The sequence below is a fragment of the Maribacter sp. genome (assembly GCA_020629415.1).
Lineage (GTDB): Bacteria > Bacteroidota > Bacteroidia > Flavobacteriales > Flavobacteriaceae > Maribacter > Maribacter huludaoensis.
The window spans coordinates 51,899-65,434 of sequence record JAHDDL010000003.1 but is presented as its reverse complement, the minus strand read 5'-3'; the positions used below and the strand labels follow the sequence as shown (position 1 = coordinate 65,434).

At 37.9% G+C, this 13,536-nt stretch carries 11 protein-coding genes; 7 read left to right on the top strand and 4 right to left on the bottom strand.

The genetic code is table 11. The features are described 5' to 3' along the window. Together QZ657_RS02365 and hutG are read left to right on the top strand one after the other, a co-directional pair. Positions 1-2,001 (top strand): urocanate hydratase (locus QZ657_RS02365; protein ID WP_291964725.1); only part of this gene is annotated, 2,001 nt, incomplete at its 5' end. A gap of 167 nt (positions 2,002-2,168) precedes the next feature. Further along, the gene (gene hutG, locus QZ657_RS02360) at positions 2,169-3,125 is read left to right on the top strand and encodes a formimidoylglutamase (protein ID WP_291964724.1); all 957 of its coding nucleotides are present in this window, start codon (positions 2,169-2,171) and stop codon (positions 3,123-3,125) included. A gap of 186 nt (positions 3,126-3,311) precedes the next feature. On the opposite strand, the gene QZ657_RS02355 is transcribed toward hutG, so the two are convergent. Both QZ657_RS02355 and QZ657_RS02350 read right to left on the bottom strand, forming a co-directional pair. After that, the gene (locus QZ657_RS02355; RefSeq protein ID WP_276471474.1) at positions 3,312-3,665 is read right to left on the bottom strand and encodes a pyruvate kinase; all 354 of its coding nucleotides are present in this window, start codon (positions 3,663-3,665) and stop codon (positions 3,312-3,314) included. Positions 3,666-3,770: 105 nt separating this feature from the next. Next, positions 3,771-4,229: a COG2426 family protein gene (locus tag QZ657_RS02350; RefSeq protein ID WP_276471473.1), complete on the bottom strand. Its 459-nt coding sequence runs from the start codon at positions 4,227-4,229 to the stop codon at positions 3,771-3,773. 528 nt (positions 4,230-4,757) lie between these two features. On the opposite strand from QZ657_RS02350, the gene QZ657_RS02345 reads away from it, so the two are divergent. Continuing rightward, positions 4,758-5,051: a hypothetical protein gene (locus QZ657_RS02345; protein ID WP_291964722.1), complete on the top strand. Its 294-nt coding sequence runs from the start codon at positions 4,758-4,760 to the stop codon at positions 5,049-5,051. Here QZ657_RS02345 and QZ657_RS02340 read toward each other — a convergent pair whose 3' ends face one another. After that, the gene (locus tag QZ657_RS02340; protein WP_276471471.1) at positions 5,052-5,525 is read right to left on the bottom strand and encodes an Lrp/AsnC family transcriptional regulator; all 474 of its coding nucleotides are present in this window, start codon (positions 5,523-5,525) and stop codon (positions 5,052-5,054) included. A 533-nt stretch (positions 5,526-6,058) separates the two neighbouring features. Between QZ657_RS02340 and QZ657_RS02335 the strand changes: the two genes are divergently transcribed. The 4 genes from QZ657_RS02335 (at position 6,059) to QZ657_RS02320 (ending at position 12,078) form a co-directional block, all read left to right on the top strand. Beyond that, positions 6,059-9,022, top strand: coding sequence for a TonB-dependent receptor (locus QZ657_RS02335; RefSeq protein WP_291961332.1), 2,964 nt, complete (start codon positions 6,059-6,061; stop codon positions 9,020-9,022). 28 nt (positions 9,023-9,050) lie between these two features. After that, the gene (locus QZ657_RS02330) at positions 9,051-9,554 is read left to right on the top strand and encodes a hypothetical protein (protein WP_276471469.1); all 504 of its coding nucleotides are present in this window, start codon (positions 9,051-9,053) and stop codon (positions 9,552-9,554) included. A 27-nt stretch (positions 9,555-9,581) separates the two neighbouring features. Continuing rightward, a complete protein-coding gene (locus QZ657_RS02325; RefSeq protein WP_291964720.1) occupies positions 9,582-10,772 on the top strand; it encodes a pyridoxal phosphate-dependent aminotransferase in 1,191 nt (396 codons plus the stop codon). Between the two features lie 118 nt (positions 10,773-10,890). Next, positions 10,891-12,078 carry an AEC family transporter gene (locus QZ657_RS02320; RefSeq protein ID WP_291964716.1) on the top strand — a complete coding sequence of 396 codons (1,188 nt, stop codon included), beginning with the start codon at positions 10,891-10,893 and terminating at the stop codon, positions 12,076-12,078. Positions 12,079-12,080: 2 nt separating this feature from the next. On the opposite strand, the gene QZ657_RS02315 is transcribed toward QZ657_RS02320, so the two are convergent. After that, on the bottom strand, positions 12,081-13,433 hold the full coding sequence (locus QZ657_RS02315) for a Gfo/Idh/MocA family protein (RefSeq protein ID WP_291964715.1): 1,353 nt from the start codon (positions 13,431-13,433) through the stop codon (positions 12,081-12,083). Positions 13,434-13,536 lie beyond the last annotated feature (103 nt).

Below are 13,536 nucleotides of genomic sequence, written 5' to 3'. Positions count from 1 at the left end.
ATGGATTTCAAAGCGCAGATACAAATGGGAATACCTACAGAATTACCTCCAAGAAAGGAGCGTTCTTCAACGGTAAGCCATGCTCCTAACCGAAAGCAAATACTCTCAAAAGATGAGAAAAAATTGGCGATCAGGAATGCGCTACGCTATTTTCCGGCAGACTGGCATGGCGTTCTCGCACCTGAATTTGCAGAGGAATTACAAAAATATGGTAGAATATACATGTATCGTTTTCAGCCAGATTATGATATGCATGCAAGAGCTATATCAGCATATCCGGCACGGATTAGTCATGCTGCAGCGATCATGTTAATGATCCAGAATAATTTAGATCCAGCGGTAGCCCAGCATCCACAAGAACTCATTACCTACGGTGGCAATGGTGCCGTTTTTCAGAATTGGGCGCAATATCTTTTGACCATGCAGTACTTATCTGAAATGACCAAGGAGCAAACCTTGCATATCTATTCTGGTCATCCTATGGGTTTGTTTCCTTCATCAGCAGATGCCCCAAGAGTTGTCGTTACCAACGGAATGATGATTCCCAATTACTCTAAACAAGACGATTGGGAAAAATACAATGCGCTTGGTGTAACCCAATATGGTCAAATGACCGCGGGTTCATATATGTACATTGGTCCGCAAGGTATAGTGCACGGCACTGCAATTACCGTAATGAATGCATTTAGAAAAGTACTGAAGGTGGATGAAAATGCCAACGGAAAAATATTCTTAACTGCAGGTTTAGGCGGAATGAGCGGCGCACAACCAAAAGCCGGTAACATTGCCGGATGCATCACCATTTGTGCAGAAGTGAATGCACTTGCCGCAAAGAAAAGACACGAACAAGGCTGGGTAGACGAATTAATAGACAACCTTGATGATTTAGTAAAAAGAACCAAAGAAGCCCAAAACAAAGAAGAAATAGTATCATTGGCTTTTATTGGCAATGTTGTAGACGTATGGGAACGATTTTTTGCAGAAGAATTATTCATTCACCTAGGATCTGACCAAACCTCTTTACATAACCCATGGGCAGGAGGGTACTACCCAGTTGGGTTAACCTTTGAAGCGTCTAACGAAATGATGAATAAGCAACCAGAGGCATTTAAAACGAAAGTGCAAGAATCGTTGCGAAGACATGCCATCGCTATAAACTTACACACCAGAAAAGGTACTTACTTTTTTGATTATGGAAATGCCTTTTTACTCGAAGCCTCAAGAGCAGGTGCAGAAGTAATGGCAGAGAACAATATAGATTTTAAGTATCCGTCATACGTACAGGATATATTAGGACCCATGTGTTTTGATTATGGTTTTGGACCGTTCAGATGGGTTTGCTCCTCTGGTACATTGGAAGACTTAAGAAAAACAGATGCCATTGCCTTACAAGTGCTAAAAGAGATTAAAAAAGACGCTCCATCAGAAATACAACAACAATTAGAAGATAATATTAAATGGATTTCTAAAGCTGAGCAAAACCGGTTAGTGGTAGGTTCCAAAGCTCGAATTTTATATGCCGATGCCGAAGGAAGGGCAAAAATAGCCTTGGCATTCAACAAGGCAATTGAAGACAAAAAGTTAAGTGCTCCGGTAATTTTAGGACGCGACCATCATGATGTAAGCGGTACCGATTCTCCATACCGAGAAACAAGTAATATTTACGACGGCAGTAAATTCACAGCAGATATGGCCATACACAATGTCATTGGCGATAGCTTTAGAGGTGCAACCTGGGTATCTATACACAACGGTGGTGGCGTAGGCTGGGGCGAAGTCACCAACGGCGGATTCGGTATGGTACTAGATGGCTCTACAGATGCAGAGTGCAAATTAAAAAACATGTTGTTTTATGATGTCAACAATGGTATTGCTAGACGAAGCTGGGCAAGAAACAAAGAAGCAATGTTTGCATTACAACGAGAAATGGAAAGAACAAAAACTCTTAAAGTTACCATACCTAACCTAGTGGCAGACAAGCATGTAGACAATCTGTTTTAGATTATAATATTATAACTTCATGAGTTTAACAGTAATTCATCACAATTAACGCTATATAAAAGTAAGATTTATATTACTTATTCGTTGTAATATAACCCATATTTAGAATTTAGATTATCCTTGTTTTGGGTAGTTTATTATTTCATAATTCCTATAGATAGAATGATATGTTCAATTATAAGCTAGCAAATCCAGAAACTTGGTTTGGTCGATCATCTGACCAACAGCTATATCTGCACGAAAAAGTTTTATTTTCTAACCTCAATGAGCCATTTCCTTTTAAAACGAATAAAACTTTTGCATTGTTGGGTTATAGTAGCGATGAAGGAGTAAGGCGAAATCATGGCAGAATCGGTTCAGCTTTGGGTCCGGATGCCATACGTAGACAATTGGGTAAAATGCCCAATCATTTAGTTAAAGATACGCAATTGATAGATTTTGGAAACTTGCAATGTATTAATCAAGATTTAGAAGAACTGCAAATAGAATGTACCAATGCAGTAAATTATTTCATAGAAAATAGAACCACACCAGTCCTTTTAGGCGGTAGTCATGACTTAGCCTACGCGCATTATAACGGGTTACGTCAACATATAAAATCCGGAGAAAAAATAGGAATTATAAATTTTGATGCTCATTTTGATTTGAGGGCAAATACCAATGGTAGTAACTCTGGAACACCATTTTATCAAATTGCCTTTGATCATGCCAAAAACAGTGATTCAATAAAGTACATGGCTTTAGGTATACGAAAAGATGCAAACACAAAAGATCTATTTGAATTTGCAGAGCTACACCAAGTCAACTACCTTTTTCAGAAGTACTTTAACATGAACTACCTTGAACATGTACAACTAAGGATAATTCAATTTCTAGAAGATGTAGATTATGTGTATGCCACCATAGACCTAGATGGTTTTTCCTCAGCTTTTGCGCCGGGCGTTAGCGCACCTTCCCCAATGGGTTTTTCCCCAGATGTTGTAATTGAAAGTCTTAAACTTATAATAGAATCAGGAAAATTAATAGGATTGGATGTGGTAGAATTGAATCCAAAGTATGATATTGATGACCAAACGGCAAAATTAGCGGCATCATTGATACACTATGTAATCCACAAGTTATAAATGACTAAAAACAAAAAAAGCCTCCCTTAATGGAAAGCCTTTCATTGGGTTCTATCGGTTAAATCCGATAAACACAATTGCCTCAAATTTCTTTGAGACACAACACAACGCCGTAAAGGTAGTAAAGGTTTTTCAATTAAAAAACGACCTTTTCATTTCTTATAAAAACCAAGCTATTTTTACATATTATTTTCCCTCATTAGAGTGGAACAATTTATAGATGTATTGCTTCTCTTTAAAAGTAAATTGCTTTTCCTCAAACCAATCATGAACCTTAATTTTTTCATTTTCAATTTGGGCATTTCGTATGGCTTTTAAAGAAACAATATGCCAATGCGTACCTTTATTCCTATTCACGGAATAGCCAACATCTTCTACAATGTATGACTGTTTAGGTCTATTTATGAGTCTTACACCATTTTTTAAAACCGCTAAAGTTTCGGTAAGTCGCACAACTTCAGAAAAAGAATATCGCGCAAAATCGTTGAACCCATTCTGCTCAACATTATAAAGTTTATCACCAATTTTAAGGGTATCCATAGCTTAAAAAAGCTACAAATTTAAAAGGCAATGTCTGTTAATGAAATTAATATTAGGTATAGTTATTCACAAAATAAATGGATAAAAAATCTTTGAAATTAAAATTTATGCCATTCCCTTCATGGTCAACAAAGTAGTTGCCCAAACAATCAAAGAAGATAAAAATATACCAATAGTATTTGCTAAAAAAGCTTTTTTTCTTTCAATTTTAAACAAATAACTGGCAATACTACCTGCATAAACCCCGGTACCGGGCACAGGTAACATCACAAAAAATATAAGACCGAAGAATCCGTATTTTTTAATTTGATCCCCAGAACCAGTTTTTGCCCGTCTTGCCACAAATATTGCATTCTTCTTATAAAAATGCCATCTAAGTAAATACCTATTGACCGTGTTTAAAAAAAACATCATAATTGGAAAAACAAGCACATTGGCCAAAAAACAGACCACGAAGATTACGTAAATATTACCTCCCTGTAGAAGACCATAAGGTATACCTACCTTGGCTTCTCCTAATGGGGAGATGCTCCAAAGTGCTGCAATAAGTATATCTTTTAACAAATCTCTTTTTTAAGCGAATGCAAAATTACGTTGTTCTTGAAAATTTTAATGCCATTAAAATCATAAATGTTGCCAATTGGCAGATTACTTAGGTGAACGACCATAAAACAGGAAATCCCTATCCCAAAAACCTAAGAATATGTTTAAACGATATGTCTAATAGACAATATTTTTAGGTAATTTTAATAGCGTACAACCATAATTTATAATGAATAACAAAATATGGGTCAGAACAACTCAAGAAAATCGTTCATAAAACGTGCATCTATAACTTCAGCAGCATTAGGTACGTCACCTTTTTTATTATCAACGGCTACAAAACAGTAAATACTTTTACAAAGAATTTACGTTAAAGAAGAGTTTAATATAAACGACCAAATAAACATTACCTTAATTGGTTCTGGTATACAGGGTATTTATGATACCCAAGCAGCATTACAAGTAACAGGTGTAAAAATTGTTGCGGCATGTGATTTATATACAGGCCGATTAGAGCGAGCAAAAGAACTTTGGGGCAATGATATTTTTGTGACAAGAGATTACCGCGAAATTTTGATCAGAAAAGATTTTGCATCAAAAAAATTAAGTAATAGAGCTGGTAGTTTAGCCACGGGATCAACTACTTGGCAAGCACCTGGCACCTATAAAGGAGCACATTATGACCATTTTCTTAATTTTTTTACCAGCATAAGAGAAAATGTAAAAGTAATACAAGACCCAAAATTTGGACTTAGAGCAGCAGGCGCGGCACTTTTGGCAAATGAAAGCTATACAAGAAAACAACCTGTACACTGGAATCCTACAGAAATGAAACTGATATAATCAATCTTCTTCAACTTCCACAAATCTAATATGGCGTTCTAAATTTTCTTCTATAGAAATAAAAGATTCTATACCGCGTATACCGGATATGCTAAGAATTTCGTCTTGGTAAACTTGCTTATAGTGAAAACTATCCCTTGCATGCATTTTTATAAAAACATCATATTTGCCCGTTACATGATGAATTTTAACCACTTCCTCTATCTCGTTCAGACGAGCCATTACCTTTTTAAAGAGACTAATCTCACTTAAAAAAATACCTAAGAATATAGTCATCTTCCAGCCCATCTTTGCATAATCCAAACTAAGTGTCGCTCCGGTAATCAATCCCATTTCTCTCATTTTTCGCATACGCATATGAACCGTACCGGGAGACACGATCAATTTTTTGGCTACGTCCGTATATGGAGTTTGCGCATTTTCAGCTAAAATGTTTAAAATATTGAAATCAACCTGATCTAATTTGTTTCTCATCTGTGCTAAAGGTTTAAACGGCTATTTCAATAAATATTGAATTATCGTTGAATTATTATAGGCTTTTAAGCATTTTTAACAAATTTAATTTATAATAATCTAATTTTTAGTGATAATAAAGCAATAAAAAAGCCAATTATTGATGTTTTGTTTATTTTTCTCTAATCAAATTATTAATTACATAAAAAGCACATTTTTACACAATAATACCAGATTAGCACATTTCCAATTCTAAAAAATGAAAAAACTGAATTAATGATAGATTTTATTAAAAAAACTGTCGATAATTCAAATAACACCCTCACAACATATTCATAATCAATAGCTAACGAGTTACAGCTATTTTTAATTTGCTCTAACAATTTATAATATTGTATAAGTCATTTGGTCACCTAATAACATGATCAATTGACCTGTAAAGTATCCGGAACTTTTCTTTTACGCATAAGGTATTCCCCCAATAGCGCTCCTTCTAACCATAGGATCGCTATTAGGTAGGTGCACCATTGAGCAACAACTAAACTCACATGATTATGAAGAAAATTCTAACACTATCCTTCTTGTTACTATGTACACTTTTCATAGCACAAGCACAGGAAATTACAATTAACGGTAAAGTATCAGATGCACAAGGTCCCTTGCCCGGCGTTAACGTTATGGTAAAAGGCACTACCAAAGGGGTAATTACAGATTTTGACGGACTATACTCTATTACCGCGGCAAGTGATGCCACACTAGTGTATTCATTCATTGGATACGCCAAATTAGAAATACCGGTTAATAGCAAAACCACGATCAACGCTACTTTAGAAGAATCCGCACAGCAATTAACGGAGACCGTTGTGGTAGGTTCCAGAGGGCAATCAAGAACAAAATTACAGACCGCAGCTCCTGTAGATGTAATAAGCGTCAGCAAACAGGCCATTAATATGCCACAATTGGATGTTGGTCAATTACTTGTGGCGTCCGCACCATCTTTTACCGCTGTTAGATCCCAAGGTGGCGACTTAAGCGCTTCGGTTACACCTCCTTCCTTAAGAGGTTTGGGTCCCAATCAATTATTGGTATTGGTAAACGGTAAAAGACGCCATAGTGGAGCTCAATTGATAAGTTCTGCAACAGGTGGATCTGCAAACTCAGTTGATATGGATTTCATTTCCTTGGATGCCATTGACCGCGTGGAAGTGTTACGTGATGGTGCCTCTGCCCAATATGGGTCTGACGCTATCGCCGGGGTGATCAATATAGTTACTAGAAAAGGTACCGATAAATTTACGGCAAACTACACTGCCGGTTTTTATACCAACTCTAACCCGGATATCAGTGATTCCAACATTAGTGAATCCGATCAAGCTTTACTAAACGATACCGATGGAATAGATGGTATAACACATCAACTTGGAATTAACTATGGAACCTCTTTTGAAAACGGCGGATATCTTAACGTAGCAGGAACCTACAGACAAAATGAAGCCGCCATACGCCCCAATATTAGTGGCGCTACACCTTATGGCGATTCTTACCTGAACAATGAACGAACAGATGCACAAGGTAACCCTATAATAACCAACCCAGAACTTTTGGCAGCACAAACAGCTGGAGACGCTGCACTTGCGGCAGAATTACAGACAGATGCAGGTCTACTTGCCGCACGTGGCCTTACCGCAAGAGATATATCAACCTTTGCAGGTTTATCACCAAGTGTATTGGGCGTAGTATCCTATGACCTGGAAATACCACTTTCTGAAACATCTGAAAGCAGCTTTTATTCCTTTGGTGACTTTGGTTACAAATCTGGACAGCTATTTGGATGTTTTTATCGAAGATCAGCACAAACCGATCGTTTCAATTTTGACTTGTATCCAAACGGTTTTAGACCACAAATGACCAATGAGCAAACCAATTTGGCCTTTACAGGTGGTGTTAAAGGAAAATTAGGCGATTGGGACTTTGATTTCAGCAATACCTTCGGCACCAACACACAAAGACTTGGGCAGTTTAATACATTCAACGCCAGTCTACAATCCGCTTCACCAACAGAAATGGATCTGGGAACCCACAAATTCACACAGAACACGGCCAATTTTGATCTTTCAAGATATTATCCAGATTTCCTATCTGGACTAAACATAGCAATAGGAGGAGAATTTAGAATTGAGAATTATATTATTGAAAGAGGACAGGAAGAAAGTTACGCTGCTGGCGATGCGGGTTTTGTTACCGCAACAGAAGACAATCAACCACTTATAGGACCTGATGGTTTCCCGTTGGAAGGTTTGGACGGAAGTCCACTTGTTGATGCCAATGGCGCACCTCTTGTATTACCATTTGCAGGTGTTAGCTCATATCCTGTATTACAATACAGTCCAAATTGCCAATGTTTTAGAGGTTTTGCACCTGAGAACGAGGCAAATGCGTTTAGATCGGTTACCGGTCTTTATTTAGACCTGGAATTAGATGTTACGGACAAATGGTTTGTAAGTGGTGCACTTCGTACTGAACAATATACTGACTTTGGTGGGGTTTTTACAGGAAAGTTTGCCACTCGTTACTCTATATCGGATAACTTATCAGTTAGGGGATCTATCAGTAATGGTTTTAGAGCACCTTCATTACAAGAATTAAATTACTCACATACATTTACCTTTTTTGTTGATTTAGAACCGTTTGATGGAACTCTATATCCAAATAGTAGTCAAGTCGCAAAAACTATTGGCATTCAGCAGCTGCAAGAAGAGAGATCTACCAACATTGGTCTGGGAATTACCGCAAAGCTTTTTAAAAAATTGGATCTTAGTATCGATGCCTTTCAAATTGATATTAAAGACCGTTTGTTCAGCACTGGTAACTTCAGCGCATCTGATGCCCCGGTTTTAGAACCACTAATAGGTTCTGGTTTGGCAAGTTTTAGGATCAACGGTGGTGATATCAGTACAAAAGGTATAGAAATAGTAGCCAATTACAGTGATAGAGTTGGCGAAGGAATGTTGAATTTAAACGTTTCCGGATTACTATCGGACAGAACCTTTGAAGGCGCAAACGTTCCTGACCTGAATACGGAATTGACCGATCAAGAACTAGAAGACCTATATATTGACCGTGCCGTAATAGGTGCATATGAGCAAGGTGTACCAAATACGCAGTTTATTGCATCGGCTACCTATAGCTTAGGAAAATGGTCAGGAATGTTAAGAGGTAACTATTTTGGGGAAATTGCTAGAATAGATGACGGAATTGGCACCTTGACCGATGCCAACTTCCCAAATGTTGGAGAACAAGGTTATTCTGACCAAACATTTTCAGCCCAGCTTACCGCTGACCTTGGATTAACATATAAAGCTTCTGAAAATTTGGCCTTTACCCTTACCGGACAAAATATTTTCAATAATTATCCAGATCTATATCGATCAGAAGAAAGAGGTTTTTACCTATATGGTAATGCTCAGCAAGGTTCTCTAGGTGCTTTTTATTCAGTAAGGGCTACACTAAGCTTCTAATTGATGTTTAATATTAAAAATTAAGAAAATGATAAAGACATATATAAAAAAGTTAAGTGTACTAACTGTAATCTTAATAACATTCGGTTCATGTGATCTAGAGCGATTAGATTCAGCTCAAGAGGTAGCCGAAGGTGGTGGCACTTTGGACACCTACACTGCATATACCATAGATTCAACTGACCCAATGGGTTCCAATGTCTACGGGAGGATCGTTTTTTGGAAAACTGACCTGGACCAGACCTTGGTACAAATATCACTTTACAACACTATTGAAGATACGCTACACCCGGCCGTTATAATTGATGGTGCCGTTGGCATGGGTAGTACAGTATCTATTTCACTGGATGACGTAGACGGATCTACCGGAGAGTTGGCGGCAAACAAGTTTTTTCTTATTGCAGACTCCTCGTTCTACGATACAATCGATTCATTGGATGCTCACGTAAGCATTTCTTTAAGTCCAGAAGACAGTACTGTGGTAGCTGAAGGAAATATTGGCGCAAATGCCGTTCCTGTTGAAACAAACTAGAAACTTTTAACTTAAACATAGCACATTATGAAAACAAATGTAAACAGAAGAGATTGGCTTAAAAAAGGGGTTCTTACCGCCGCAGGTGTAATGGCGGCACCTTATTTGACCTATGGTGCTTTCCCATCAGAACCTATTGCGTTAGATGCAAAAGGCAACATACCATACACTCCGTTTTTTAAAGAGTATTTACCATACGCACCATCACAACCATTGGAACTTGCAGCAAAACTGAATGCAAATGAAAATCCATACGGACCTTCGCCAATGGCCGTTTCCGCCATGCAAAAATATGCACCAAAAGGAAACCGATATGCTTGGAAAGAGCTCTACCAGCTTATGGATAAGATAGCCGTAGAAGAAGGTGTAAAACAAGAGAATATTATGATGGGTCCCGGTTCCTCAGATCTTTTGGAAAAAACCGCTATGGTATTTTTCCAAAATGGAGGAAACATTGTTTCTGCGGACCCGGCATACATGTCTTTGATTAAAGTGGCACAGGCAACCGGCGCTACGTGGAAACCAGTTCCACTAAAAAAAGATTGGTCTCATGATTTAGCGGCAATGGAAGCGGCAATAGATGAAGACACAAAATTGGTTTATATCTGTAACCCCAATAACCCAACGGGTAGCATGACGGATCATGCAGAACTAATAGATTTCTGCTCACGTGTATCTGAAAAGACTCCAATATTTGTTGACGAAGCGTATTTGGGCTTTTTGGACGATGCAGCAAAAAAGAGTATGGTATCGCTTATCAACGAAGGTAAAAATGTTATTATAGCCCGTACATTTTCTAAAATCCAAGGTATGGCAGGTCTACGTGTAGGTTATGTAGTTGCCCAACCGGAAACCTTGGACATTATCCAAAAAATTACGCGTGGCGGTATGGGTATATCGCTTCCATCCGTATATGCGGCAATGGCAAGTATGGAAGATATTGAATTCAAGAATAAGTCCAGAAAACTGAATAAGGAATGTAGGGAATATGTGTATGAAAATCTTGATAGATTAGGTTTCGAGTATGTACCGTCTTCTACAAGTTTTATCATATTCCCAATAGAAATGGACGGTAAGCCTTTCTTAGAAAAAATGACCGCCGAAGGTGTTGGCGTTAGAGCTTTTGAAATCTATGGTAAAAACTGGTGCCGAGTAAGCATGGGTACCATGGACGAAATGAAGCTGTTTACAGCTGCCCTTGAAAAAGTGCTAGTTTAAGTTTGAATTAGTCCAGGAGTTGGAAGATTGGATAATTGCCTTGACACAAAAATCCTGAATCAACTCCTACGGACTATTCATAGTTTATAGATCCACCTCAAACCAAAACACTCCAAAGATGAATTTTGCACTACAAAAAACCCTAGAATTAATACTCATAATAGGTCTTGGCGTACTACTACAGAAGAAAGTGGCAAAGCAAGATTTAAAAGGTGTTAAGGTTCTTATTTTAAGCGTAGCACTACCAGCTACTATATTTGTAGCCTTGTTAAAAATAGAACTTAACGGAACCTTGCTTGTGTTCCCATTAGCCGCCTTAACATTCAATCTTCTTATGTTATTGGCAACAAAATATTTTTTGGCGGCCTCTTTACATAAAGAGGAAAAAAGTAAAAAAAGGACCTTGATGATGCTTTTACCATCTACTGCACCTGGTCTTTCCTGTTTTCCGTTTATCGTAGCTTATTTAGGTGACGACACCTTGGCTTTGGCCGCACTTGCAGATATTGGAAACAAAATTTTTGTTTTGATTTTGCTTTACATGTTGGCCATGCATTGGTATCGTAAAAATGCTGTAATTGAAAAAAATGAATCATCTTCTGCCAAGCTAAAAGGTCTTTTCATATCCTTGATCAATGAACCTATAAACATAGTAATCGTAGTAGGGTTGTTAATGCTAGGTTTTGGGTTAGATTTATCGTCATTACCAGCATTTTTTCAAAATACAGCGCTAAGTATTAAAGATTTGATGACTCCGCTAGTACTCTTATTCATTGGTATGGCGGTAAGAATTAACAAAGGAGAGTTTAAATTGATCATCTCTATGCTTTTCCGTAGAATGGGTCTGGCATTTTTACTCAGCGGCATTTTTGCTTATGCCATACCAGCTATGACGCCGGCTATGATATTATTATTAGTAGTATTTCCACAAAGTGCCTGTAGCTTTTGGCCATTTGCTCATATGAGTGCCATACAGTCTATGGAAGAGAAAGATGAACAGCCAAACCCAACATTTGATGTTAACTTCGGTTTGAACATATTGGCCTGCTCCCTACCCTATTCAACGCTTTTGATCATAGGTATATTTTCATTCAGCGAGTATTTTATAAACCCTATTACCCTACTTGGATTGGGCGCCATTGTTTTAGCGATCTCTTTTGCTCCGGATATTTTTAAAGCTACCAGTTTCAGAGCTGATAGAGAACGTAAAATAGCTCGCAGATTATCAAAAAAGAAATCTAAAATGACGATTGCAAAGGGCGAATTTGATGATAGGAAGACCTTTAACGAAGCTAAGGCAAGTTAGATTTAGTACGTTTCTTTCATCCAGTGATATGGCTTCCTTTTTATCCAAAGTCCTCTAGTAAAATCAGGGAAATCCTGGGGTTGGCCATTATTGGCGATCGAAACTTCCGAGAGTGGTGTTACAGCACTCCATGCCGCGGCATCGTACGCATCTAATGGTGGTGCAATGTTCTGTTTAGCGGATTCTACAAAAGAATTTAGCACAAAAAAATCCATACCGCCATGACCTGCATTTAAGGCATACGCTCCATACTTTTCCCAAAGTGGATGATCATATTGTTCTAACCATGGTTTTGCATCATCCCATTGATGTGGTTCAGACTTGCCTTCCACATAAATACGGCTTCCGTCAACCTCCCAAAGGCCGTTTGCACCTTGCACCCTAAAACCTAAAGAATACGGTCTTGGTAAATTACAGTCATGGGTAATGATTATGGTTTCACCGTTGGCCGTGTTAATGGTAGTGGTGATAACATCACCTTGTTTAAATTTAATTTTTGCATTTGGGTGTTGTGTTCCTCCCTGGTCAACAATATAATTATGCAAGCCAATACCTTTCGTGGCATGTGAAGTCATAGATACAAATCTATTACCTCTATTGACATCTGCCATTACAGCAACCGGCCCCAAGCCATGTGTTGGGTAAACATCGGCATTTCTCTTTACAGAATGCTCCGTTCGCCATTTAGATTCAGAAATACCCTTTTCACCAAATTCAACACCTTTACCATAGGCCGTTTTACCATCATTGAACTTTACATGACGCAAATCATGCTGATATCCGCATCTATAATGAACCATTTCACCAAATACATTTTGCTTTACCATATTTAGAACGGCCAATACATCTCGCCTATAATTTACGTTCTCAAGAATCATCATATGGGTACCGGTACGTTCATGCGTATTCACCAGATCCCAACACTCTTCCAAAGTATTAGACGCAGAAACTTCCACGCCTGCGTACTTTCCCGCTTCCATGGCATCCACCGTCATTCTGGTGTGCCATAACCACGGGGTCGCAATGATTACCGCATCAACATCCTTTAGGGCCAACAGGTTCTTATAGTCCAGATCATTAGAACCAAAAACCTTAGGTTCTTTACCATTTGCATCTGCAATATACTTTTTGGCAATGGCAATCCTATTTTCATCTATATCACAAATAGCCGTTACGTTTATATCATTTCTAAGTAATAAATTTTGCAAATGATTGGTCCCTCTTAGCCCTACACCTATTAGCCCAACATTCAATTTATCCTCAAGGCTAAAATTTTTACGGGCAAAACTAGGTACTGCCATAAGCCCTAAACCAGCCAGTGATGTATTTTTAATAAAATTTCTTCTTGATGCCATTTGTTTATGAAGTTTATGACTTTGAATTTATAAAAACTTACCCATTCATATTAACTAATCATCAAGTTTATAGCGGTTACATTCATTAATCTCTATAAATTTT

Bases quoted from the DNA above. Each gene is read 5' to 3' on its own strand.
- QZ657_RS02335 (WP_291961332.1), top strand. From the start codon at position 6,059: ATGAAGAAAATTCTAACACTATCCTTCTTGTTACTATGTACACTTTTC.
- hutG (WP_291964724.1), top strand. From the start codon at position 2,169: ATGTTCAATTATAAGCTAGCAAATCCAGAAACTTGGTTTGGTCGATCA.
- QZ657_RS02315 (WP_291964715.1), bottom strand. From the start codon at position 13,433: ATGGCATCAAGAAGAAATTTTATTAAAAATACATCACTGGCTGGTTTA.
- QZ657_RS02320 (WP_291964716.1), top strand. From the start codon at position 10,891: ATGAATTTTGCACTACAAAAAACCCTAGAATTAATACTCATAATAGGT.
- QZ657_RS02330 (WP_276471469.1), top strand. From the start codon at position 9,051: ATGATAAAGACATATATAAAAAAGTTAAGTGTACTAACTGTAATCTTA.
- QZ657_RS02355 (WP_276471474.1), bottom strand. From the start codon at position 3,665: ATGGATACCCTTAAAATTGGTGATAAACTTTATAATGTTGAGCAGAAT.
- QZ657_RS02340 (WP_276471471.1), bottom strand. From the start codon at position 5,525: ATGAGAAACAAATTAGATCAGGTTGATTTCAATATTTTAAACATTTTA.
- QZ657_RS02325 (WP_291964720.1), top strand. From the start codon at position 9,582: ATGAAAACAAATGTAAACAGAAGAGATTGGCTTAAAAAAGGGGTTCTT.